Origin of the sequence: Mesorhizobium liriopis (assembly GCF_024053505.1) — a bacterium.
GTDB classification, from domain to species: Bacteria; Pseudomonadota; Alphaproteobacteria; order Rhizobiales; family Rhizobiaceae; genus Mesorhizobium_B; species Mesorhizobium_B liriopis.
The window spans coordinates 49458-73061 of record NZ_JAMXQS010000010.1 but is presented as its reverse complement, the minus strand read 5'-3'; the positions used below and the strand labels follow the sequence as shown (position 1 = coordinate 73061).

Genomic DNA, 23604 nt, shown 5'->3' with positions numbered 1-23604 from the left:
GAAACCGCTTGATTACTTACACGGGCGCGGCTTTGGTCGCGCCCGCTTTGTTTTGAAGGCCACGAAACGGAAAAAGGCGCATGAGCGACACGAAGGCGATGATTCTGGGCGCGACTGGCAAGAGCCTGTCACCCGACGAGATTGCATTCTACGGCGACGAGCAGCCGTGGGGCTTCATCCTCTTCGCGCGTAATATCGGCGAGCCGAACCAGATCCGCGACCTCGTCGCCGCCATGCGCGACAGTGTGGGGCGCGCTGATGCACCTGTCTTCATCGATCAGGAAGGTGGCAAGGTCCAGCGTCTGCGCCCGCCCGTCGCGCCGAACTATCCGAGCGCGCAGAGTATCGGCGCGCTCTTTCAGTGCGATCGCGAAGCGGGCCTTCGCGCCGCATGGCTGCTCGCCCGCCTGCATGCCTTCGACCTCGCCAAGCTCGGCATTACGTCCGACTGCCTGCCGGTTCTTGATGTGCCTGTGGAAGGTGCCAACGACGTGATCGGTAGCCGCGCTTATGGCAAAAACCCCGAGACCGTCATCGCTCTCGGCCGTGCCACCGCCGAGGGGTTGACGGCAGGTGGCGTGCTGCCCGTGATGAAGCATGTTCCCGGCCACGGGCGAGCTTTCGCCGACACGCATCTCGCACTTCCCACCGTCGATGCCACGCGGGCCGAACTCGAAGCGCATGACTGGGCGCCTTTCAAGGCGCTGCACGACCTTCCTATGGCGATGACTGCGCATGTGATCTATTCGGCCATCGACCCGACTCGCCCGGCGACTACGTCGCGGACGGTGATTGCAGATGTGGTTCGTGGCGCGATCGGCTTCGACGGCCTGCTCATCAGCGATGATACCTCGATGAAAGCGCTCGAAGGCACGTTTCCGGAGAAGGCAGAGCGTATTCTCGACGCCGGTTGTGACATCGTTCTTCACTGCAACGGCGTAATGGAGGAGATGGCCGGCATCGCGTCGAAGACATGCGAGCTTGCCGGCCGCTCTCTCGAACGCGCCCAGCGCGTACTCGATCTCGCGCATGCCGGCGACGGCATCGCCGAGGCGGACGCCCGCGCCGAGTTCGCCCAACATTTCGAAGCGGTTGCCTGAGTTGAGCGAGACGCCGCCCGAGGACTGGAGCGAGCCGCCGCGTGACGACGCTGATACGGATGCGCTGGTGGTGGATGTCGATGGCTTCGAAGGCCCGCTCGACCTTCTCCTCCATCTATCCCGTCGGCAAAAGGTCGATCTCGCCCGTATCTCGATCGTGGCACTCGTCGACCAGTATCTCGATTTCATTTCGAACGCGCGGGAGCTTCGCATCGAGCTTGCTGCCGACTACCTCGTGATGGCCGCATGGCTCGCTTTCCTCAAATCGCGGCTGCTGATGCCCGCCAAGATGGAACCCGAAGGCGAGGGCGGCGAGGAGATGGCCGCCGTCTTGCAGTTCCGCCTGCAGCGCCTCGAAGCCATGCGCCTTGCCGCTCAACGCCTGATGGAACGTCGGCAGCTTGGCCGCGACGTTTTTCCTCGCGGTGCACCCGACATTGCCATCGCCTCTCCGAAAACAGCCTACAAGGCGTCGCTCTTCGATCTCCTCACGGCCTATGCCGTGCAGCGCCAGCGACGTGCGGTCACCGAAGTGCGCATTGCCAAGCGTTCGGTCTGGGCGCTCAAGGAGGCGAGGGAGCTTCTTACGCGTCTGCTTGGCCGCGAATCGGATTGGATGGAACTGGATCATTTTCTTCTCCAGTTCGCCTGTCCGCCGGAAGAACGGCGCTCGGCGCGCGCGAGCTCTTTCGCGGCGAGCCTTGAACTAGTGCGCGAAGGGATAGTGGAGGTGCGGCAGGAAGAGGCGTTTCAGCCGATCATGATGCGAAGCGCCCGGTCCCGACCCAAACTCAGACTTGTGAAATGACCACCATTAATCAGACTCCGCCGCTTTTTGAGGCTGACAATTCCCAGGTCAGCGGTGCCCATGTCCGCATGGCCGAGGCTCTTGTCTTCGCCAGTGCCGAGCCGATTGCTGATGCGGAACTCGCCGACCGGATGCCGAGGAGTACCGATCTGCCCGCCGTCATGGCCGAGCTTCACCGCCTCTACGAGCATCGCGGCGTCAATCTCGTGCGCGTCGGCGAAGCATGGGCCTTCCGTACGGCGCCCGACCTACGGCTGCTTCTCGCACGTGATGCCTCGCATCCACGCAAGCTTTCCCGCGCGGCCTTGGAAGTGCTCGCGATCATCGCCTATCATCAGCCGGTCACCCGCGCGGAGATCGAAGAGATCCGCGGCGTGGAAACGTCCAAGGGCACGCTGGACCTGCTGCTGGAAACCGAATGGGTTCGCCTACGCGGGCGGCGCCGTGCGCCTGGTCGTCCCGTCACCTACGGGACCACGCCAGCATTTCTCGACCAGTTCGGCCTCGAGGGACTTGGCGATCTGCCGGGCGCCGACGAGCTCAAGGGGGCAGGGCTCTTGTCGCCGCGCCTGCCCAGCCATTTCACGGTCCCCATCCCATCCGGCGACATCGACCTTCTCGCACCGGACGAGGATGCGCTCACTGACATCGATCTTGAAGAGCTCGGCCTTCTGGCGCCCAAAGGTGGTGTCGAGTAGCCGACTGCCAATTTTTAGCGAAGTCGAAGCTGCGGCGCATTGCCGCCAAACTCAGAAAATATCTGGCTAACTCTCTGTGATGAGTGCTCTGTTGTGTTTGAATCATGGGCTGAAACCGCATAGATGAAGCCCGACTGTAACTCTGGAGGAACCTCCAATGGGCTCTTTCTCGATCTGGCACTGGCTTATCGTCCTCGTGGTCGTGCTGCTTCTCTTCGGCCGCGGCAAGATTCCTGAGCTGATGGGCGACATGGCCAAGGGCATCAAGAGCTTCAAAAAGGGTATGGCAGACGACGACGAGACGGTGGTCGCTGATCGCCGCACGGTTGATCACCGCGCCGATGAACCCGTGATCCGTCCGAACGACACGGTTTCCAAGGGCTGATCCGCCCGTAAGGTCCGAGGCGCATCATGTTCGAGGTCGGCTGGTCGGAAATGCTGGTGATCGCGGTCGTTTTGATCGTGGTCGTCGGTCCGAAGGATTTGCCTCACATGCTTCGGCAGTTCGGGCGCACCACTGCTAAGTTCCGCGCCATGGCGGGCGATTTCCGAAAGCAGTTCGACGAAGCTTTGAATGAGGCGGAGTTGGACGATGTGAAACAGTCGATCGATCAGATTCGGGGCTTCGACCCACGTACCACCGTGCGCAAGCATCTGACTTCATTCGAACAGGCCGCGCAGGATGTGCGTTCCGGCGTAGATAACGTGATGAAGCCGAGACCGGCGCAGCCGGGGCCGGCTTCCACAGAGGTCCATGCCGCGGAGCCGCTCAAGACCGGAACCGTCGAGCGTCCCGCTTCCGAACAGCCTGCAATTCCTGCGAATGATCAAGCGGTATCCGCATCGCCCCTCGCCACCGTCGTCCAGCCATCGGATGTTGCAGATCGCGTAGCAGCATCGGAAGGCGTCGCTCCGTTGACTGCGAACCCTGCCGCTTCCGTTGAAATCGAGCCGGTGTCCAACGTGCCGGCGCCCAAGCATGAGGAAGCCCGGACTTGAACGCGCCGGTGATCCGCAGCGAAGACGACGAAATCGAAAAGTCTTCCGCACCCCTGATCGAGCACCTGATCGAGTTGCGCCGTCGCCTGATCTGGTCGATCGGGGGCTTCTTCGTGGCCTTTCTTGTCTGCTTCTTTTTCGCCAAGCAGCTTTTCAACCTGCTGGTCATACCCTTCAAATGGGCGGTCGATTGGGCAGGGCTGGGCCAGCACAAGGTGCAGTTGATCTACACGGCACCTCAGGAATTCTTCTTCACGCAGATCAAGCTCGGTATGTTCGGCGGCTTGGTGATCGCATTTCCGCTGATTGCCTCGCAGATCTACAAATTCGTCGCGCCGGGCCTCTACAAGAATGAGCGCCGGGCGTTTTTGCCATTCCTGATCGCATCGCCTCTGCTGTTTCTCTTGGGCGCGGCGCTGGTCTATTTCTTCTTCACGCCGATGGTGATGTGGTTCTTCCTGTCGATGCAGCAGGTCGGTCCGGGTCAGGATGTTGAGATCTCGCTACTGCCGAAGGTCTCGGAATATCTCAGCCTCATCATGACGCTGATCTTCTCGTTCGGTCTGGTTTTTCAGCTGCCGGTCGTGACCACGCTGATGGCGCGGGTCGAACTTCTGTCGTCGGACGGGCTGAAGAGCAAACGCAAATACGCGATCGTCTTTGCTTTTATCGCGGCTGCGGTCCTGACCCCACCCGATCCGATCAGCCAGATCGGCCTTGCCGTTCCAACGATCATTCTCTACGAGATTTCGATCTGGACCGCCCGGATGATCGAGCGGGATCGCGAAAAGGAGCGCTTGGCGCGCGAGGCGGCGGAAAAGGCCGAGGAAGCAGCCCTTCGTTCCGCCGCGGCCCACGGCGAGGGAACCGGCAGCACGCCGGCCTGACCCGCGCACGACCTGAAGGGCGGACCGCCCCGACTGCGTAAATGGTCCGACCTTCCCATGCTCGACATCAAGTGGATTCGTGAAAACCCTGAGACTCTCGTTCGTGCGCTGGAACGGCGCGGACATTCCAACGCTTCGGCCCAGTCCACGCTCGATGACGTTATCGCCCGAGACGAGGCCCGCCGCCTCCATCTGCATCAGCTGCAGGAAGCGCAGGAGCGCCGCAATGCGGCGTCTAAGGAGATCGGCAATGCCATGCGTGCGGGCAACGCCGCGCGCGCAGAAGAGCTGAAAGCGGAGGTCGGCGAGATCAAGGGCTTCATCCAGAACGGCGAGGCCGAAGAGCGCCGCCTGGATGCCGAGCTGGAACATGCGCTTGCAGTTCTGCCCAACATTCCGCTCGATGATGTGCCGCAGGGCAAGAGCGAGGCCGACAATGTCGAACTTCGCACTGTCGGCGAGCGTCCGCGCATGAACTTCGAGCCGAAGGAACATTGGGAGCTGGGCGAGGCGCTCGGCATGATGGATTTCGAGCGCGCCGCGAAGCTTTCCGGCTCGCGCTTCACGGTCTTGCGCGGCAAGCTTGCGCGGCTCGAACGTGCGCTCGGCCAGTTCATGCTCGACCTGCACACGACCGAACATGGCTACATCGAGGTTCAGCCGCCGCTGCTCGTCCGCGATGACGCGCTGTTCGGCACGGGCCAGTTGCCGAAATTCGAGGAAGACCTCTTTTTCGCGCCTCATGCCGGCAGCCGCGTGGCGCTGATTCCGACCTCTGAAGTGCCGCTCACCAATCTTGTGCGGGAAGAAATCGTGTCTCACGATCAGCTCCCCATACGTATGACGGCACTCACGCCCTGCTTCCGCTCGGAAGCCGGGTCGGCCGGTCGCGACACGCGCGGTATGCTGCGCCAGCATCAGTTCGACAAGGTGGAACTGGTATCGATCACCGACGCTGACACGTCGCTCGAGGAGCACGAACGTATGACGGCCTGCGCGGAAGAAGTGCTGAAGCGCCTCGGCCTCGCCTTCCGCACGGTCGTGCTTTGCACCGGCGACATGGGCTTCGGCGCGCGCAAGACGCATGACATCGAAGTGTGGCTGCCCGGCCAGAATGCCTATCGCGAAATCTCGTCCTGCTCGGTCTGTGGCGACTTCCAGGCCCGCCGCATGGACGCGCGCTATCGTCCGACGGATGAGAAGGGCACGCGATTCGTCCATACGCTCAACGGTTCGGGCGTGGCGGTCGGGCGTGCGCTGATCGCCGTCATGGAAAACTATCAGGACGCTGAGGGCGGAATAACTATTCCTGAAGTGTTGCGACCCTATATGGGCGGGCTTGATCGTATCGCGAGAGACTGAGAAGCCCTTTTGCGCATTCTTCTGACCAATGACGATGGCATCCATGCGGAGGGCCTGCGTTCGCTTGAGCGCATCGCCCGTACGCTCTCGGACGATGTGTGGGTGGTGGCGCCTGAGAATGATCAGTCCGGTTTCGCGCACTCGCTGACGATTTCTGAACCGTTGCGCATGCGCATGATTGATGAGACCCACTTCGCCATCCGCGGTACTCCCACAGATTGCGTCATCATGGGGGTGCGCCACATCCTGCCCGAGCCGCCGGATCTTATCCTGTCCGGCGTCAATTCCGGCTCCAACGTCGCCGATGATGTGAGCTATTCCGGCACGGTTGCGGGCGCGATTGAAGGCACGATGCTCGACATCCGCTCAGTGGCGCTCAGCCAAGCCTACACCTACGAGGACGAAGAGCGCGTCGTACCGTATGAGACGGCCGAGGCGTTGGCACCGAAGCTCTTGGAAAAGCTGCTCAAAGCTGGCTGGGATCCGGGCATTCTTCTCAACATCAACTTCCCGAACTGCAAGCCGGACGAAGTGCGCGGGACACGTGTCACGACACAGGGCAAGATCGCGCACGGGCTGGGCGTCGATAAACGCAGGGACGGACGCGGGTTTCCGTATTTCTGGCTGCGCTTCAACCGCAAGGAAGAAGAGATCAACGAGGGCTCCGACCTCCACGCAGTACAGAATCGCTTCGTGTCGGTCACACCCTTGCAGCTCGACATGACCGCGCACGGCTCGCGCGACCGCCTCGCAAAGGCGCTTTCATGAATGAGGCGGTGGCCGAGCGCGAAGGTTTCGCCGCATTTCTTCTTCGTCTCCGCGCGCAGGGCCTGACGCCCAAGAACCTCATAGCCGCCTTCGAATCGGTCGCCCGCCGCGCTTTCCTGCCCGAAAAGTTCGCCCATCTGGCTTGGGCGGAGCGCATGCTGCCGATCGATTGCGGCGAGGCCACCGAAACTCCCGATCTGCAGGCGCTGGTCATTGCGCATCTTGCCATCGAGCCCGGCCATCGTGTGCTCGAGGTCGGCTCGGGCACCGGCTATACGGCTGCCGTCATGGGCCGGCTCGCCTCGCGCGTCCATTCGATCGAGCGCTGGCGCAAGTTGGCCGACAGCGCCAAGACACGGGTCGAAGGCTTGGGCATTGGCAATGTTCAGATCGTTCATGGCGACGGCTCGCAAGGCGCCAAGCCGGGTGAGGGGCCTTTCGACCGCATCGTGATCTGGTCCTCGTTCGAAAACCTGCCCCGCGCCTTTGTCGAGCAGCTCGCCACCCACGGCCAGATGATCGCGCCGGTCGGGCCCGGCGATGGCGTCCAGATGCTGACAAAACTCAACAAGGTGGGCAGCCGCTTCGACAAAGAAGAGATCGCGCCCGTGCGTCTCCAGCCGATGATGCGCGGCGCCGCCGCTTTCCTTTGAATTTGCCGAAAAGTTGCTGCGTTTAACCCGGCAGTAAGATTAACACGCTCTAATCTGACCATTATCGGACGGTCGGGTCGGCGTCATGCAGTTCAAGGTTTCGCGGAAAAACTTCACACACATCGCCAAGGGTGCGGCGCTGCTTTTGCTGTGCAGCACGGCGGCGGGTTGCTCCTCCACGGTTTCGCGCTTCGGTGACGGGATCGACAATCTCTTCACCTCCTCCACCAAGTCGGATGCCGGCCAGCAGCAGCAGACGGCGAACGCCGTTTCCTCGCTGCCGCCGGCGCCATCCGGCCAGGTCCAGCGCAGCGCCATGGCGCCGGTGAGCAATTCGCCCGTGTCGCGCAGCGAGCTTTCGGCTCCGACGGCCACCGCTTCCGCTGCTCCCATGACCCAGCGCGTTCAGGCCCGTGAGCAGACCGCGGTTGCCACGCCCGCGCAGCCCAAGGTCCAGCAGGTCGCGATGGTGAAGCCTGCGCCGATGCCCAAGCCAGCGCCTGCCAAGCCGACAGTCGTCGTGGAAGCGCCAAAGGCGGCTCCCGCGGGTGGCTACGTGGTCGTGAGCGGTGACACCATCAACAAGATTGCGCAGAAGACCGGCACCACCGCGGATGCTATCCGCACGGCCAACGACATGCACGGCAAGCCGCTACGCGTCGGCCAGACGCTGGTGATCCCGCAGGGATCGGCGACATCGGCCAAGCCGCAGGCAGTCGCTGCCGTCGAGGCGCCAAAGGCTGCCCCTATTGCTCCGGCAGCTACCGAAGCCAAGCCCGTCGCGTATACGCCGCCGGCCGCTGCGCCCACCAAGACACTTCAGGATGTCGACAGCGACAAGACCGAAGCGCCGGGCGCCACCGGCATCGGCAAGATGCGCTGGCCCGTTCGCGGTCGCGTGGTGCGCACCTATGGCACATCGGGTGGCAAGTCGAGCGACGGCATCGACATCGCGGTACCGGAGGGAACGCCGGTCAAGGCCGCCGAGAACGGCGTCGTGATCTATGCCGGCGACGGTCTCAAGGAGTTCGGCAACACCGTTCTGGTTCGACATGAGAACGGCCTTGTCACGGTCTACGGCCATGCCAGCGAGATCAAGGTGAAGCGCGGTGAAAAGGTGTCGCGCGGCCAGGACATCGCGCTCTCGGGCGCCAGCGGCTCGACCGACTCGCCCAAGCTTCACTTCGAGGTGCGTAAGAACTCCGCACCGGTTAACCCCTCGGGCTTCCTGGAATAATCAGTCCCGGAGCGGCTTTCCAAGCCGCCCCGCCAGATCCTGAATGAACTGCCAAGCCACGCGGCCGGAGCGCGCTCCCCGCGTGGTTGCCCATTCCAGGGCATCGCGATGCAGCGCCTCGGTCTCCGCCTGCAGGCCATGATAGGCGACATAGCCGTCCACCATCGCCAAGTAATCGTCCTGGCTGCATTTGTGAAAGCCGAGCCACAGCCCGAAGCGGTCCGAGAGCGAGACCTTTTCCTCGACCGCTTCCGATGGATTGATTGCCGTCGAGCGCTCGTTTTCCATCATGTCGCGCGGCAGGAGATGTCGTCTGTTCGAGGTGGCATAGAACACCACATTCTCCGGCCTTCCCTCGATGCCACCATCCAGCGCTGCCTTGAGCGACTTGTAGGACGTATCGTCGTGGTCGAATGAAAGATCGTCACAGAACAAAATAAAGCGGAAGGGCGCTGGCTTGATCAGAGCCATCAGCGCGGGAAGGGTGTCGATATCCTCGCGATGGATCTCGACAAGCTTCAGGCCCCGCCCATCTTCGACCGCCTCGCTCGACGTCTTGTGCGCTGCCTTCACCAGAGAAGACTTGCCCATGCCTCGTGCGCCCCACAGCAGCACATTATTGGCCGGCAGGCCCCGCGCGAAGCGGTTCGTGTTGTCGATCAGAATGTCGCGCACACGATCCACACCCCGGATCAACCCGATCTCGACCCGATTGACGCGCGGCACCGGTTGCAAGGCATTGTGCGCCGGTTCCCACACGAACGCCTCCGCTGCTTCGAAATCGGGCGTCGCATGACGCGGTGGCGCGGAGCGTTCCAGGGCCAGCGCGATGCGTTCGAGAAGGGCGGCGATGTCGCCGGTGGTGGCTTGCGAATGATCCGACATGGGTGCGAGCCCTAGCAAGGCTTGTGCAAGCGTGGAAGTGCAGGAGACACGCGCAGTTGCATTGAACCTTCGAGTCACTATATTCCGCGCAATTTCGCGGCAGATTGCTCGCTTAAGAGTCGCCGCCCCATCATCCTGACACTTGGAGACACTTCATGTTCGTGACGCCCGCCTATGCTCAAACCGGGGGCGTGACGCCTGATGCCTTGATCTCCATCCTGCCATTCGTTCTGATCTTCGTGATCATGTATTTCCTGATCATCCGCCCGCAGCGCACGCAGTTAAAGAAGCGCGGCGAAATGCTGGCGGCGATCCGCCGTGGTGACACGGTTGTGACTGGGGGCGGGCTTGTCGGAAAGGTCACCAAGGTGATCAACGATGCAGAGCTTGAAGTCGATCTCGGCGGCGCGAAAGTCACCGCGTTGCGCTCGACGATTGCCGATGTGCGCGTAAAGGGCGAACCGGTCGCCAACCAGAACGCCCCGAAATAAACACTTTGACCGTCGAGGGGCCGAATACACAGTTGGCCCCGAGCCCGAGCTTACGGAACACCTATGCTTCACTTTTCGCGCTGGAAGACGCTCGGCATCTGGGCCGTGATCGCGCTGGGCGTTCTGCTTTGCCTGCCCAATTTCTTCTCCAGGGAAACGCTCGACCGTTTGCCGAACTGGCTGCCCAAGCACCAGATGGTGCTCGGTCTTGATCTTCAGGGTGGCGTCTATCTTCTTTATGAGGTTGATCGGCAGGATTACCTGCAGAAGCGTCTGCGCAGCCTTTCTGGTGAAGTGCGCGGTGCTCTCCTACAGGAGCCGCGCATCGGCTATTCCAACCTGCGCGAAACACCGAATGGCGTGCAACTCCGGTTACGCGATGCCTCGCAGGTTGAATTGGCCCGCCAACGTCTCACTCCGCTGCGCAACCCGCTCTCGGGCAGTTTGCTTGGTGGTGGCGGTGTCGAGGAATTCGATCTGAACATCTCCAATGACGGCGTGGTCAATCTCGCTGCATCCGAGGCAGGCCTGAACCAGCGCGTTTCCCAGATCGTCAGCCAGTCGATCGAAGTCATCGAGCGCCGCATCAACCAGCTCGGCACTGTCGAGCCGTCGATCCAGCGCCAGGGCCAGGACCGCATTCTGGTCGAAGTGCCGGGCCTCGGCGATCCTGCGCGCCTCAAGAACCTCGTCGGCCAGACGGCACAGCTCACCTTCCACCTGGTCCAGAGCCAGGTTGCGACCGCACAGGCGCAGACCAGCCGTCCGCCAAACTCCTTGCCTTTCGTGTCGCAGGAAAATCCGGCGCAGACTTATTTTGTCGATGCCGCTCCGCTTCTGACCGGCGACGATCTCGCCGATGCGCAAGCCTCATTCGATCAGCGCACCAACGAGCCGCTCGTTTCTTTCCGTCTGAATTCCAGCGGCGCGCAGAAGTTCGGCCGCGTCACGCAGCAGAATGTCGGCAAGCCTTTCGCGATCGTGCTCGATGAGAAGGTGATTTCCGCACCCGTCATCCGCGAGCCCATTCTTGGCGGTTCGGGTCAGATCAGCGGATCTTTCACCGCACAGACTGCGAACGATCTCGCGATTCTCCTGCGCGCCGGTTCGCTGCCGGCCAAGCTGACGGTCGTAGAAGAGCGCACCATCGGGCCGAGCCTGGGTGCCGACTCGATCCGAGCGGGCATCATCGCCTGTGTGGTCGCGACCGTTGCCATCGCGGTTTTCATGATTCTCTGCTATGGGCTTCTCGGCTTCTTTGCCGATATCGCGCTGATCGCGAACAATGCGCTGATGATCGGCATCCTGACTGCCATGCAAGCGACGCTGACGCTGCCGGGTATCGCGGGTATCGTGCTCACCATGGGCATGGCGGTTGATGCCAACGTGCTGATCTATGAACGTATCCGGGAAGAGCGAATGGAGGGCAAATCCGTCATCCAGGCACTCGATGCCGGCTTCCGCCGTGCCTTCGCCACCATCATCGATTCGCACCTGACGGCACTGATCGCGGCCATCGCGCTGTTCTGGCTGGGCTCCGGACCGGTGCGTGGCTTTGCCGTCACCATGGCGATCGGCATCGTTTCGACGCTTTTCACCTCCTATCTCGTGACGCGCCTGATCGTCGCCTCCTGGGCACGCTACAGCCGTCCGAAGACCATTCCGCTCTGAGCCGGATAAGCGAGCTTAATCCATGAAGCCTCTTCGTCTCGTTCCAGACGGCACCACTTACCCATTCATGAAGTGGGCCAAGGTACGCACGCCGATCTCGCTGCTGCTCATCGTCGTGTCCTTCGCGCTTTTCTTCACGGTCGGCGTGAATTCGGGCATCGACTTCAAGGGCGGCACTGTCATGGAGGTCGGCGGCCACTCGCAGCCGATCGACATCGCCGAGGTGCGCTCCAAACTCGATGCGCTCGAGCTGGGCGAAGTGCAGATCCAGTCTATCGGCAATTCCAATGAAGTGCTGATTCGCGTCGCCACGCAGCCGGGCGGGGATGAGGCCCAGCAGCAGGTCGTTCAGAAGGTTCGCGCCGCGCTGGGGGAGACCGATTACGATTATCGTCGCGTAGAAGTCGTCGGCCCGCGCGTGTCGGGTGAACTGGCATGGACCGGCACGCTTGCGGTGCTGTTCACCATCGCCGGCATCATGGCCTATATCTGGATCCGCTTCGAATGGCAGTTCGGCCTAGCAGCCGTCGCCACGCTGGTTCACGATGCGATCCTGATGATCGGCTTCTTCGCCCTCACGCAGATCGACTTCAACCTGCAGAGCTTGGCGGCTATCCTCACCGTGATCGGCTATTCGCTCAACGACACGGTCGTCATCTTCGACCGTATCCGCGAGATCCTGCGCCGCTACAAGCAGATGCCGATGTCGGACGTGATCGACCTCGCGACCAACCAGACGCTCGCGCGCACGATCATGACCTCGCTGACGATCCTGCTCGCGCTCGTTTCGCTCTATCTCTTCGGCGGTCCGGTCGTGCGTTCCTTCACGGCCTCCATGATCTGGGGCATCGTCGTCGCCACCGCGTCCTCGATCTTCATCGGCGGCCCGATCCTGATTTACTTCAACCTCCGACCTGAAAAAACGGACGCGGCCGTGAAGCCTGCGGTGAAGGGCGGCTCGGCCAGCAAGCCCGGCGCCGTGCCGACGCCCGCACCGCGCGGCTGACGTGGCGAAGGGAATCGAGTTTCGCGCGGCCCATTACCCCGGCCGTGCGCCCATCGATGCCTACGGCAATGGTGGCTTCCGGTTTGCCGACATGTCGCACAAGGGCTCCATCCTCTGCCTGCCATCCGGCGTGCACGGTTGGAACCCGGCCGACCAGAACGCGCTGACAACGTCCGACTTCGCGCAGGTGCTTGGAGAATCGCTTCAGATCGAGGTGCTGCTCGTCGGCATGGGACGTGACCTGCGTCGTCTTCCGCCGGAATTGAAGGAGGCTCTGAAAGCCGCCGGCATCGCGTCCGACCCGATGTCGACTGGTGCCGCCGTCCGCACCTTCAATGTGCTTCTCGCCGAAGACCGCGCTGTCGCCGCAGCTCTTATCGCCGTCGACTGAAGTGGACACCGCTGAACTCAGCGACTTGGTGCGCAGGCAGGACCCCGATAGGCACCTTGTCACGCTATACGCGCCTGAACCCAAGCGCAGGGCGCTGCTAGCACTCCACGCCTTCTATCTCGACGTGGCAGCTATCCGTTCCCGCGTTCGCGAGCCATTGCCCGGCGAGATTCGCCTGCAATGGTGGCGCGATACCATCGCGAAGGATGAGCCAGGCGGCCACCCAATTGCTGAAGTGCTCCTCGAAACCATTCATGCGCACGATCTTCCGAAATCCGCCTTCGACAACCACCTCGAAGCGCGCATCTTCGACCTCTACGCAGACCCGTTCGAAGACCGAAATGAACTCGAAGGTTATTGCGGCGAGACAGAAGGCGCGATGCTGCAACTGGCAGCGGTGGTGCTCGACCCGGCGGCCGCACGAGAGACCGGCTCACTTGCCGGCCACGGCGGCTGCGCGCTTGGAGTTTTGCGCATCCTGAATAATCTTGCCGTTGCTCGCGCCCGAGGCCAGTGTGCCATCCCGCGCGACATTCTTGCAGCGGTCGGCACGACGCCGGAAATGTTCGTGGAGGGTGCCGAGCCCAAGCAGCTCTGTGCTTCTGTCGCAGCGATGACGGCGCTGGCGCGGGATCATCTGGCAAAGTTCACACAGGAAGCGCGTGCCATGCCGGCCTCTGTCGGGCCTGCGTTCCTGCTTCTCGCCCCCGCGTCCGCGCGCCTCAAGCGTATCGAGCCGAGCGCCTTTGAGAGGCAGCCCTCCGATGCGCCCGCATGGCGCCGCCAATTCGAGATCTTGAGACGTGCCATTCGCGGTTGGTAGGAGCTGAAATCACCGCGCCAGCGGGCGATGTTTGGCCCGCTACTCTGCGGCTACAGCCAGCGCTTCCGCGTGCCCCAACCATTTCCGGCAATCCACCAATGCCCGCGCCGTCAGCGCACGCTTCTTGGCGATGGTCTTCTCCTTGCCTCGCAACCGCTTGCCTTCGGCACGCGGCACCTCGACCGTTGGAAACAGACCGAAATTGACGTTCATCGGCTGAAAAGACCGCTTGCCCGGCTCGTCATCGGAAACGATGTGCCCACCAGTAATATGACCGAGTAGCGCGCCGAAGGCGGTCGTGATCGGTGGAAGCGGCAACATCTCGCCCTTGGCCTCTGCCGCTGCGAAGCGCCCGGCAAGCAGGCCGATCGAGGCCGATTCCACATAACCCTCGCAGCCGGTGATCTGCCCTGCGAAGCGCAGGTCTGGTCGGCTCTTCAGCCGCAGCGTTCCGTCCAATAATTCAGGCGAATTCAGATAGGTGTTGCGGTGCAAGCCGCCCAGCCGTGCGAACTCGGCATTCTCCAGTCCCGGTATCATGCGGAAGATGCGCACCTGCTCGCCATGCTTCAGCTTGGTCTGGAATCCCACCATATTGAAGAGCGAGCCCAGCGCATTGTCCTGACGCAGCTGAACCACCGCATAGGCCTTCACTGTCGGGTTGTGCGCGTTGGTCAGGCCCATCGGCTTCATCGGTCCATGGCGCAGGGTTTCGACGCCGCGCTCGGCCATCACTTCGATCGGCAAACAACCGTCGAAGTAGGGTGTTCCTTCCCATTTCTTGAAGCCTGTCTTCTCGCCCTCGATCAGGGCGGAAACGAAAGCCTCGTACTGTTGCTTGTCGAGCGGGCAATTAATGTAGTCCTTGCCCGTGCCGCCCGGACCAACTTTGTCGTAGCGCGACTGGAACCAGCAGATGTTCATATCGATCGAATCGAAATGAACGATCGGTGCGATAGCATCGAAGAAAGCGAGAGAATCTGCGCCGGTTTCGGCCTGGATCGCGTGTGCCAGATCAGGTGCTGTCAGAGGCCCGGTCGCAATGATGGTGCTGCCCCATTCCTCAGGTGGTAAGCCGGAAACTTCTTCCCGCTCGATCGTCACCAGCGGATGCGCTTCGAGCCGTGCCGTGACTTCGTCGGAGAACCCGTCACGGTCCACAGCCAGTGCCGAACCCGCCGGCAGCTGATGCTTGTCGCCCGCTGCCATGATCAGCGAGCCGGCCAGCCGCATTTCGGCATGAAGTAGCCCTACCGCGTTGGTCTCGGAATCGTCCGAGCGGAAAGAATTGGAGCAGACCAGTTCTGCCAGTCCTTCGCCCTTATGCGCGTCGGTGCCGCGCGTGGGCCGCATCTCGTGCAAAATCACGGGCACGCCGCTCTGGGCGATCTGCCACGCAGCTTCGGAGCCGGCGAGACCACCGCCGACGACATGGATAGGGCGCATCGTCATGGCCGGCGTCTAAATCGGGATCGGAGGAAAATCAAATCACGGGAGCGAGCGAAAGGCTCAAGCAGTCCCACAAAAGACAACACCCGCCGGGGGAGGAGGTCCGGCGGGTGTCGCTATGATTGGCCAGCGATCGGGAGGAGGAGGAGGAGCGCTGGCCTATTCGACAGAACCTGGGAGGAGGAGTGGTTCTGCCGAAATCTCGTCGTGTGCCTCAGATGGCCTTGCGGGCCACCGAGCGGATGTCACCACGGGCAATGCCCAGGTCGGTCAGTTCACGGTTCGAAAGGCGGCTCAGCTCGGTGACAGTATCACGGTAGCGGCGCCAGTTACGGTAGTTGCGGATCAGGTTCATCGTCGTCGTTTCCTATCTAGCTATCGGCGACTTGTTATTGGTCTTTCCCGTTCGCCGATGATCAGTAGATACGACTGCGAGCCCCGCGTTTGAAGCGCGGATGTTGCATGGCAGCGTTGCGTTTGTGCAATGCAACATTAATCGATTGTAACCATCGCGCCACAATCCTCGGTAAGGGGATCGAGAATCGCGCTTACGTGGCGCCTCGCTTTGTCGCTCACACAATTCTGTTTCCATCGTCCGCAGCGTTTGCCTCGGCACCATGGTTTGTCGCGAGAGTCCGCCGGTCCGACCATATATAATGAACGGTGGTGTATCTCGCCTCCTGATGTACGGACCTCTTGAAACCGGCAAATTTCCTTTGCGCCGGAATCCGTCGATGATATAGAACCCCGCGCTTTCAGGGCGGGCTCGTCCGAAGCCGCCGGCTCGGAAGCCAAGTCGGCATGGCCCTGGGCGGGTGTGGTGGAACTGGTAGACACGCAGGATTTAGGTTCCTGTGGCGCAAGCCGTGGGGGTTCAAGTCCCTCCACCCGCACCAAGGCAAACATTCCCGGCACTCACGAATTTTCTCGGGCAGAGCAGGCAAAAGCCACTCGCCCGATGCAATGGAAGAAAAGGTAACACGATGCAGGTCACCGAAACGCTGAATTCAGGCTTGAAGCGAGAGATCAAGGTCACGGTGCCCGCCACCGACCTGCAGGATCGCCTCGCCAAGCGCCTCGATGACGTTAAGGGCAAGGTTCGCATCAACGGCTTCCGCCCCGGCAAGGTGCCGATGTCGCACCTGCGCAAAGTTTATGGCAAATCCTTCATGGCCGAGGTCGTGAACGAGATCCTGAACGACTCGCCCCGCTCGATCATCGCCGACCGCGGCGAAAAGGCTGCGATGCAGCCTGAGATCAAGATGACCGAGGACGAGAATGAAGCCGAGAAGGTACTCGCCGGCAATGCCGATTTCGAGTTCGATCTCGCTTACGAAGTGCTCCCGCCCATCGAGGTCAAGGACTTCTCGAACATTAAGGTCACGCGTCCTGTTTATGACGTGCCGGAAAGCGAGATCGACGAGCAGGTCGAGCGCGTGGCGAAGTCGGCGCAGAGCTTCGAGCCCAAGGAAAGCGGCGCCGCCGAGGGCGATCGCGTCACCATCGATTATCTCGGCCGGATCGATGGCGAGGCCTTCTCGGGTGGGCAGGGCAGCGACCAGCCGCTGGTGCTCGGCTCCAAGGAATTCATCCCCGGCTTCGAAGATCAGCTGATCGGCGCCAAGGCTGGCGACGCGCGCACCGTAAAGGTGACCTTCCCCGAGGACTACGGCGCGGCCAACCTTGCCGGCAAGGACGCCGAGTTCGAGGTGACCGTCAAGGAAGTCGCGGGTCCCGGCGAGTTCACCCTCGACGACGAAGCCGCTAAGAAGCTCGGCATCGAGTCGCTCGACCGTCTGCGCGAGATCGTGCGCGGCCAGATCGAAAGCAATTTCGGCGGCATGACGCGTCAGAAGGTCAAGCGCCAGCTGCTCGACCAGCTCGACGCCGAATACAAGTTCGAGGCGCCCTCCAAGCTCGTCGAAGCCGAGTTCGGCAACATCTGGAACCAGGTCACCAACGACCTCCAGCAGGCCGGCCGCTCCTTCGAAGACGAGGACACCACGGAAGAAAAGGCGCGAGAGGATTACCAGAAGCTCGCCGAGCGCCGCGTTCGTTTGGGCCTCGTGCTTGCTGAAATCGGTGAAGCCGCTGGCGTGCAGGTGTCGGACGAGGAAATGCAGCGCGCGCTCTTCGAGACCGTCCGCCGCTTCCCCGGCGATCAGCAGCAGCAGGTCTTCGAGTTCTACCGCAACAATCCGAACGCGCTGACCTCCATCCGTGCCCCGCTCTTCGAGGAGAAAGTGATCGATCATCTGCTTGGCCAGATCGACGTGACCGACAAGAAGGTCTCCAAGGAAGAGCTGATGGCAGACGACGAGGCGGAAACCTCGGACAGCGGCGAAGAGAACGCGGCAGAAGCTTCCGCGGAGAAGCCGAAGAAGAAGGCTGCGCCGAAAAAGAAGAAGGCCGCAGCCGAAGAGGAAGAAACCGCTACGGACGAAGGCGCTCAGTAAGCGTTCGCTCGAGATGCAAAAAAGGCCGCCTCCGGGCGGCCTTTTCATTTCCAGGTGCGTGAACCTGCTAGCGCAGTCGGACTGCCCGGTTCGGGGCAGCGGTCCCTAAAGCAACATCAGCCCTTTGAAGCTCGCATGGCCGTTCTTGCCGATCACCAGATGATCATGCACCACGATGCCGAGGGGTTTGGTTGCGGCTACGATCAGCTTGGTCATCTCGATATCCGCCTTTGACGGCGTCGGATCGCCCGACGGATGGTTATGCACGAGGATGATCGCGGACGCCGCAAGTTGCAGCGCGCGCTCGGCCACCTCACGGGGATAGACCGGCGCATGATCGACCGTGCCCCACTGCCGCACTTCATCAGCGACCAGCGCGTTCTTCTTGTCGAGAAACAAGATACGGAAATGCTCCTTGGCCTCGAAGGCCATGGCCGCGCGGCAATATTCGAGCACGGCGTTCCAACTCGATAATACCTCGCGCTTCATGACGAGGCCCCGCGCCATCCGCTGGGCTACCGCTGCTGCCACGGTAATATCGTGCGCTGTTGCCTCGCCGATGCCTTGCACCTCGCGCAGCCGTGCCTCGGGTGCGGCCAGCACTTCCGGCAGCGAGCCGAAGCGTGTGATCAACGCTTTCGCTAACGGCTTGGTGTCGGCGCGTGGAATCGAGCGGAACAGCATCAGTTCCAGAAGCTCATAGTCGGCGAGCGCATTAGGCCCTGCCTCGCGAAAGCGTTCTCGCAGGCGATCACGATGGCCATAGAAATGCGGCTTCTCTACGGTCTGTTTCTTAGGTCGCTTCGAGACTTTGGCCTTCGGGACCACGATCTCGATCGGCGGAGAATCGGCAGGAATGGCAAAAGGCGCCTCGCTCAAACCCTGCTCACGGTCTCCGCCATCGCTCATTGCGGCAGGCCGGGCCTGTCGAGATTGCCGAGCGAAAGGGTGAAGACCTCGCAGCCAGTGTCGGTCACGCCTACCGTATGCTCGTATTGAGCAGAGAGCGAACGGTCGCGAGTGACGGCAGTCCATCCGTCTCCCAGCACCTTCACATGCGGGCGGCCGAGATTGATCATCGGCTCGATCGTGAAGATCATGCCCGGCTTCATCTCTATGCCCTCATGGGCGCTGCCGTAGTGCAAAATGTTCGGTGCGTCGTGAAAGATCGCGCCCACGCCATGGCCGCAGAAGTCGCGGACTACCGAACAGCGCTCGCCTTCGGCATAAGATTGGATCGCAGCGCCGATGACGCCCGTGCGCAGGCCCGGCTTAACTGCCGCTATGCCGCGCAGCAAGCACTCGTAGGTCACCTCGCACAACCGCTCGGCCGCACGCTTGATCGTGCCGACCGGATACATGCGGCTCGCGTCGCCATGCCAGCCATCGACGATGAAGGTCACGTCGATATTGGCGATGTCGCCTTCCTTGAGTGGCTTGTCATCCGGAATGCCATGGCACACCACATGGTTGATCGAGATACACGAAGACTTCGTGTAGCCGCGATAGTTCAGCGTCGCGGGCAGGGCGCCGTTGTCCACGCCGAACTCGAAGATGAAGCGGTCGAGAGCGTTCGTCGTCACGCCCGGCTTCACGATGGATGCCAATTCGTCCAGGCAGCGCGCCGTTAGCTGGCAAGCCTTACGCATGCCCTCGAAGGCTTCTGGGCCATAAAGTCTGATTTGACCGGTATTTTTGGGCGGCATGACGGCCGCGTCGATGTAATTGACCATATCAACCCGAGTGAGCGGGACCGCCGCTTCCTGATTTATGCTGGTTTTGACATTGCGAGAGCGCGGCTTCAAGCCGCCAGCGGCTCACATGTGGTGGAGTCGGCCCACAAAAGACAAGGGCCCCTCGCGGGGGCCCTCGAATCGATCTGCCGAGGCGCTCAGTGTGCCGCGACCAGTTCCTTGACGTGCATCAGGTGCATTTCGAGCGTCGGCAGCGTTTTTTTGGCGAAGGCCACCACGTTCTGGTCGTCGCCTGAACCTGAATAGGTTCGGAACAGCGTGACTGCTTCCATATGCGCTTGCGTCTGCATGTCGATGTAAAGCATCTGGAAGTCTTCGCCGCTTGCCGCCTTCAACTGCTCGACCATTGCGGCGTGCTTGGGCGACAGCTTGGGCGCTTCGGGCGTCATGTTGCTCTTTTCGAGTGCGGCCTTCAGGCCTTCGCCGGCCTTGGTATGGTCGGCGATCATCTGCTTAGCGAATTCCTTCACATCCGTCGCCGCCGCTTTTTCCTCCGCCAGTTTGCTCGACTGGATTTCGAACTCGTTCGAGCTCATAACGGTTTTGGCGAAGTCAGGCGTGGCGACCTTGTAGACAGCTTCGGCCTTATCCGGGTTCTCAGCCTTCTGCGCCACGGCAGCGCCCGATGCCAGCATCAGAGCGGCGAGGGCGGGGACGATCATCTTTCTCATCGGGATTCTCCTCGAAACTCTGTTCACTTGGCTTTGGCGAAGGCCGCCTTGAGATCGGTGACAGCGAGATCCATCGCTTCCTTTGCCTGCGGCACGACCTTGGCCATACCGAAGAACTCGTGCGTGGCGCCGGGGAAGGTCTTCTCGTTCACCTGAACGCCGGCTTCCTTGAGCTTATCGGCGAACATCTCGGTTTCGGAACGCAGCGGATCGAGCTCGGCAGCGATCACCGTTGCAGGCGGCAGGCCGGCGAGGTCGTCGCGACTGACCAAGTTGATCCGCTTGTCGGCAGTCTCACCCTTTGAGGCGAAGACATTGCCGATGAACCAGTCGAGATCCGGCGTGGAAAGCGGGATGGTTTCCTTGTTCTCGTTCTTGGACGGCGTGTTTGGATCGTTGGATGCAATCGGATAGACGATCAACTGATGCACCGGCATGACCGTCTTGTTTTCCTTGGCCGCAAGCGCGACGTTCGCCGCGAGGTTGCCACCCGCGCTCTCACCGGCCACGGCAATCTTGTCCGAGTTGCCGTTGAAAGAACCGGCGTTCTCGACCACCCACTTGTAAGCGTTCCAGGCATCCTCATGCTGCGCCGGAAACTTGCTTTCAGGGGCGTGGCGATAATCGACCGAAACCACGACCGCGCCGGTGTTCAGCGCGAGGCCGCGCGGTGTTGCATCGTAGACGTTAAGGTCGGCGATCACCCAGCCGCCACCGTGATAATAGACGATAACCGGGAACGGGCCGTCGCCTTTCGGCGTGTAGATGCGCGCCGGGAGAGCGCCGTTCGCGGTGGGAATCGCGATATCCTTGGTGACGACCTCGGCTTCCGGTTTGGAAGGGATCTTCTTGTCGCGTTGAACGGCTTTGGCGGCATCGGCAGGGCTCGCCTGCAACCGGGCCTCGGGCACCGACAACTGCGAGACGGGCTTGGCTTCGAGCGACTTCAGCTTGTCGACCACAGCCTGCATTTCAGGTGCGGCCTTGGGAGGCTCGGCAAAAGAGGGGATCGTTGTAAAGGTAAAAGCCGGCAGCGCTATCGCGAGCGCGAAGCAGCTCTGTTTTAAAAGTCTCGTCATTATATTCTCTCCGTGAGGCCTCGGCGAACCGTGGTCAGGAAAGATGGTTCCGCGCTGCGGCTGGCCTGCGCCACATCAGCAGGTGAAACCGGTCAATTAGGGGTGATCTTTAACATAGGATGGTCCTTGCAGGGGGCTGAGTGACTGCTACCTCCGAAGCGACACGTTCCGATCTCTCGCCTGACACGCGCCTGCGCCTTGACCAAATCTGCTCGCTTATGTCGATTGAGTGTTTTGCGGGAGCGCGCATGGAAATTAGGCAGATCGAAGCCGTCGAGGACCCGATTCTCGTGTCTCACTACCTCGCCGTTTGGGCAAGCTATGCAATTCCGCACGAACGCTACCGCGCCGATGCCGAGGACATGGTCCGCGCCTTCATTGCCGAAGGCCGCTTGAGTCAGAAGCTCGGAGTGTTTGTCGCGTTCATAGAAGGCGAACCTGTCGGTTCTGTCGCGTGCCAACTCCAAACTGCAAACTATCCAAACCTCCTCAAGCCCGAGACTCGCACAAACGGATATGTCTGGAGCGTATTCGTGGATGATGCCCATCGTGGCAAAGGCATCGCCAAAGCACTCATGCAGCGCGCAATGGACTATCTCCGCGCTATCGGTTGTACGACGGCGGTGCTTAACTCATCGGATGCAGGCGAGAGCCTTTATCTCGGCCTCGGCTTTCAGCACGTGAAGGAAATGCGCTTGTCTCTCGACGGCAGCGAAGTCGATTGAACGAAGCGCCATATCGATGAGTGCAATAAAATTGGTGAGGGGAGGCGGAGCTCCGACCCAGCGCATTCAAAGCGACTTGTGGAAACACAAGACTGGCACGCCCAACGGGAATCGAACCCGTGTTTCCGCCGTGAAAGGGCGGCGTCCTAGACCGCTAGACGATGGGCGCGCAGGTCTTGTGGGCGGGCTTATACGCAGACATTTTGCCGACCACAACAGGCATTCGGTCGCTTTGGAAAACTTTTTCCGAAGGCTTCCGACGTGACCGGAATTCGTGTCACCGGCTTGGCCGCATCCGACGCGAAGAGCGAATTTCAGCCTTTGCGGCTGCAGCGCCAATTCCAGTCGCGCTCCGGTCCGACATCGACGTGGATCGACTGTGTGTTGCAGTAGGTGCCCACGCCGCCCCGATCGGGCTGTGCACGGAAGTAGTTCGCCAGCTCCCACTTGCTGACGCCGGCCATTTGGATATCGGCCGCCGCGCACTGCATATGCATCGACTTGCGCGCACCGTTGACCTTGCGGTTGTAGGACGGGCTGCGATAGCCTGACGTGATCACCAGCTTCTTCCCGAAATGCGCCTCAGCCTGCTTCAAAGAGCGGACAAGGCCGGGCTTCAGACAGGCCGTGTCGACCGATTCACGCTGTTTCAAAAGCCCGTTCGGTGCGAGGCGCGCAAGCCCTGAAGCCGACGCGACCTGATACCCGCCCTCGACCGTGTCCTCGTTCACATCCACATCGCTGTCGTCGTTGAGCCCACTCTTGCGCTTGATCTCAAAGAGCGAGGACTGCCGGACGCCGGGCAGAGGGTTGTCCTTGTCATATTGCAGATTAGTCGCGGAAGCCGAGATCGGCTTCTCAACCGAAGCCAACCGGATGATCGGCTTCGGCGCGTCGTTCTCACCGACAGAGCCGGAGCCCGGAGGACGCATCCGGTCCTGCTTCACCGCGACTGCCGGGATGGCCTCTGGTGTTGCCTCTCGCTCGCTGGCAAGCAGCGGCTTGGTGGTCGTGTCGGATTTGCTGCCGTTCGCCCCATTACCAAAAAAGGCGGACAGGAAGCTTTCCTTGTTCTTGTCTACCAGAGGTGGTGCGCCGGCAGGTGCCGTGGGCAGGCGCGATTCACTGGCTACGGCTTGCGGCTTGGCCGGCTCTTCGGCGGACGCGACCTGCGTCTGAGAGTTTTCCTGTTTCGCCGCCTCGGCGGCTGTCTCGGGTCGTGCGCCGGGTGCTGAAGAGACCTTCTCGGGGAGAGGCTTGTCGGCAGCCTCGGCAAAGGCCTGGGCAGCCGGTACAGCATCGCCTTCGGCCGTAACCGTTGGCTTCGCGTCCGCTTTCGTTTCGACCGAACTCAGCGCTGCCGCGCCGGAGTGAGAAACGCCCGCCGTTTGAAGCTGCGGCCCGCTTGCAGAGGTGCAAGAGGCAAGGAGTATTGCAAGCAGCGGCGCGAGAGCAGTCCGCGAGAGTGCCGCCGCGGCGGGCTTTCGATCTGGCTTCAAGCCTGTCCCCTCTGTGTTCCCAAGCCGCACGCTGAAAGCAGTTGCGGCAAGGCCCATGAAGCGACGGGTCACGTCTGCATGACGCGACACCTGCCGGATCCCCGCAATCCCCCGGGGTGGTGCCACCTAAGCTTCAAATAAGGCGGCTTCGTGTCTTGGGCGCCACAGTGACGCCACTTTTCCACAGATCGA

25 protein-coding genes and 2 tRNA genes are annotated in these 23604 nt (G+C 61.6%); 18 read left to right on the top strand and 9 right to left on the bottom strand.

Annotation, left to right across the window (positions count from 1 at the left end; translation table 11 throughout):
- Window positions 1-80 precede the first annotated feature (80 nt).
- The 10 genes from nagZ (at window position 81) to NGM99_RS19750 (ending at window position 8512) form a co-directional block, all read left to right on the top strand.
- A complete protein-coding gene (gene nagZ, locus NGM99_RS19795) occupies window positions 81-1100 on the top strand; it encodes a beta-N-acetylhexosaminidase (protein ID WP_252822182.1) in 1020 nt (339 codons plus the stop codon).
- A gap of 1 nt (window position 1101) precedes the next feature.
- A complete protein-coding gene (locus NGM99_RS19790; protein WP_252822181.1) occupies window positions 1102-1908 on the top strand; it encodes a segregation and condensation protein A in 807 nt (268 codons plus the stop codon).
- Entirely contained in the window at window positions 1905-2606 is a 702-nt protein-coding gene (scpB, locus tag NGM99_RS19785; protein ID WP_435371461.1) for an SMC-Scp complex subunit ScpB, read from the top strand. Before NGM99_RS19790 ends, scpB begins: the two co-directional genes overlap by 4 nt.
- A gap of 157 nt (window positions 2607-2763) precedes the next feature.
- Window positions 2764-2991: a twin-arginine translocase TatA/TatE family subunit gene (locus tag NGM99_RS19780; RefSeq protein ID WP_252822179.1), complete on the top strand. Its 228-nt coding sequence runs from the start codon at window positions 2764-2766 to the stop codon at window positions 2989-2991.
- 26 nt (window positions 2992-3017) lie between these two features.
- A complete protein-coding gene (gene tatB / locus NGM99_RS19775; protein WP_252822177.1) occupies window positions 3018-3605 on the top strand; it encodes a Sec-independent protein translocase protein TatB in 588 nt (195 codons plus the stop codon).
- An 11-nt stretch (window positions 3606-3616) separates the two neighbouring features.
- Window positions 3617-4492, top strand: a complete 876-nt coding sequence (tatC, locus tag NGM99_RS19770; protein WP_435371467.1) for a twin-arginine translocase subunit TatC — start codon at window positions 3617-3619, stop codon at window positions 4490-4492.
- 57 nt (window positions 4493-4549) lie between these two features.
- Complete coding sequence (gene serS, locus NGM99_RS19765; protein WP_252822173.1) at window positions 4550-5854, top strand: serine--tRNA ligase; 1305 nt, start codon at window positions 4550-4552, stop codon at window positions 5852-5854.
- Between the two features lie 9 nt (window positions 5855-5863).
- Window positions 5864-6622 (top strand): 5'/3'-nucleotidase SurE, encoded by a 759-nt coding sequence (gene surE, locus NGM99_RS19760; RefSeq protein ID WP_252822171.1) that lies wholly within the window; start codon window positions 5864-5866, stop codon window positions 6620-6622.
- Window positions 6619-7275 carry a protein-L-isoaspartate(D-aspartate) O-methyltransferase gene (locus NGM99_RS19755; protein WP_252822169.1) on the top strand — a complete coding sequence of 219 codons (657 nt, stop codon included), beginning with the start codon at window positions 6619-6621 and terminating at the stop codon, window positions 7273-7275. The genes surE and NGM99_RS19755 overlap by 4 nt, the downstream gene beginning before the upstream one ends.
- Before the next feature lie 85 nt (window positions 7276-7360).
- Complete coding sequence (locus NGM99_RS19750) at window positions 7361-8512, top strand: M23 family metallopeptidase (protein ID WP_252822167.1); 1152 nt, start codon at window positions 7361-7363, stop codon at window positions 8510-8512.
- On the opposite strand, the gene NGM99_RS19745 is transcribed toward NGM99_RS19750, so the two are convergent.
- On the bottom strand, window positions 8513-9397 hold the full coding sequence (locus NGM99_RS19745) for an ATP-binding protein (RefSeq protein WP_252822165.1): 885 nt from the start codon (window positions 9395-9397) through the stop codon (window positions 8513-8515). It abuts the gene before it with no gap.
- 155 nt (window positions 9398-9552) lie between these two features.
- On the opposite strand from NGM99_RS19745, the gene yajC reads away from it, so the two are divergent.
- From yajC to NGM99_RS19720, 5 genes are all read left to right on the top strand, one after another.
- Window positions 9553-9888, top strand: a complete 336-nt coding sequence (gene yajC, locus NGM99_RS19740) for a preprotein translocase subunit YajC (RefSeq protein WP_252822163.1) — start codon at window positions 9553-9555, stop codon at window positions 9886-9888.
- 63 nt (window positions 9889-9951) lie between these two features.
- Window positions 9952-11559: a protein translocase subunit SecD gene (gene secD, locus NGM99_RS19735; RefSeq protein WP_252822161.1), complete on the top strand. Its 1608-nt coding sequence runs from the start codon at window positions 9952-9954 to the stop codon at window positions 11557-11559.
- Window positions 11560-11581: 22 nt separating this feature from the next.
- A complete protein-coding gene (secF, locus tag NGM99_RS19730) occupies window positions 11582-12565 on the top strand; it encodes a protein translocase subunit SecF (RefSeq protein WP_252822159.1) in 984 nt (327 codons plus the stop codon).
- Window position 12566: 1 nt separating this feature from the next.
- A complete protein-coding gene (locus NGM99_RS19725; protein ID WP_252822156.1) occupies window positions 12567-12956 on the top strand; it encodes an Mth938-like domain-containing protein in 390 nt (129 codons plus the stop codon).
- Between the two features lies 1 nt (window position 12957).
- Complete coding sequence (locus tag NGM99_RS19720; protein ID WP_252822154.1) at window positions 12958-13779, top strand: squalene/phytoene synthase family protein; 822 nt, start codon at window positions 12958-12960, stop codon at window positions 13777-13779.
- A gap of 39 nt (window positions 13780-13818) precedes the next feature.
- Here the strand turns inward: NGM99_RS19720 and trmFO are convergent, their stop codons facing one another.
- On the bottom strand, window positions 13819-15231 hold the full coding sequence (gene trmFO, locus NGM99_RS19715) for a methylenetetrahydrofolate--tRNA-(uracil(54)-C(5))-methyltransferase (FADH(2)-oxidizing) TrmFO (protein ID WP_252822152.1): 1413 nt from the start codon (window positions 15229-15231) through the stop codon (window positions 13819-13821).
- A 211-nt stretch (window positions 15232-15442) separates the two neighbouring features.
- Window positions 15443-15583, bottom strand: coding sequence for a DUF1127 domain-containing protein (locus tag NGM99_RS19710; protein ID WP_252822151.1), 141 nt, complete (start codon window positions 15581-15583; stop codon window positions 15443-15445).
- 456 nt (window positions 15584-16039) lie between these two features.
- On the opposite strand from NGM99_RS19710, the gene NGM99_RS19705 reads away from it, so the two are divergent.
- A tRNA-Leu gene (locus NGM99_RS19705) sits at window positions 16040-16124 on the top strand.
- 87 nt (window positions 16125-16211) lie between these two features.
- Window positions 16212-17684: a trigger factor gene (gene tig, locus NGM99_RS19700; RefSeq protein WP_252822149.1), complete on the top strand. Its 1473-nt coding sequence runs from the start codon at window positions 16212-16214 to the stop codon at window positions 17682-17684.
- Window positions 17685-17789: 105 nt separating this feature from the next.
- On the opposite strand, the gene radC is transcribed toward tig, so the two are convergent.
- The 4 genes from radC to NGM99_RS19680 all read right to left on the bottom strand — a co-directional run bounded on the left by radC (window position 17790) and on the right by NGM99_RS19680 (window position 21188).
- Window positions 17790-18593 carry a RadC family protein gene (radC, locus tag NGM99_RS19695; protein WP_252822147.1) on the bottom strand — a complete coding sequence of 268 codons (804 nt, stop codon included), beginning with the start codon at window positions 18591-18593 and terminating at the stop codon, window positions 17790-17792.
- Window positions 18590-19417, bottom strand: coding sequence for a type I methionyl aminopeptidase (gene map / locus NGM99_RS19690; protein WP_252822146.1), 828 nt, complete (start codon window positions 19415-19417; stop codon window positions 18590-18592). The genes radC and map overlap by 4 nt, the downstream gene beginning before the upstream one ends.
- Before the next feature lie 158 nt (window positions 19418-19575).
- On the bottom strand, window positions 19576-20109 hold the full coding sequence (locus NGM99_RS19685; protein ID WP_252822144.1) for a DUF4142 domain-containing protein: 534 nt from the start codon (window positions 20107-20109) through the stop codon (window positions 19576-19578).
- A 23-nt stretch (window positions 20110-20132) separates the two neighbouring features.
- Window positions 20133-21188: an alpha/beta hydrolase gene (locus NGM99_RS19680; protein WP_252822142.1), complete on the bottom strand. Its 1056-nt coding sequence runs from the start codon at window positions 21186-21188 to the stop codon at window positions 20133-20135.
- A 140-nt stretch (window positions 21189-21328) separates the two neighbouring features.
- Here NGM99_RS19680 and NGM99_RS19675 point away from each other — a divergent pair, with 140 nt between their 5' ends.
- The gene (locus NGM99_RS19675) at window positions 21329-21913 is read left to right on the top strand and encodes a GNAT family N-acetyltransferase (protein ID WP_252822140.1); all 585 of its coding nucleotides are present in this window, start codon (window positions 21329-21331) and stop codon (window positions 21911-21913) included.
- A gap of 93 nt (window positions 21914-22006) precedes the next feature.
- Here the strand turns inward: NGM99_RS19675 and NGM99_RS19670 are convergent.
- A tRNA-Glu gene (locus NGM99_RS19670) sits at window positions 22007-22082 on the bottom strand.
- Window positions 22083-22227: 145 nt separating this feature from the next.
- Window positions 22228-23412, bottom strand: coding sequence for a D-Ala-D-Ala carboxypeptidase family metallohydrolase (locus tag NGM99_RS19665; RefSeq protein WP_252822138.1), 1185 nt, complete (start codon window positions 23410-23412; stop codon window positions 22228-22230).
- Window positions 23413-23604 lie beyond the last annotated feature (192 nt).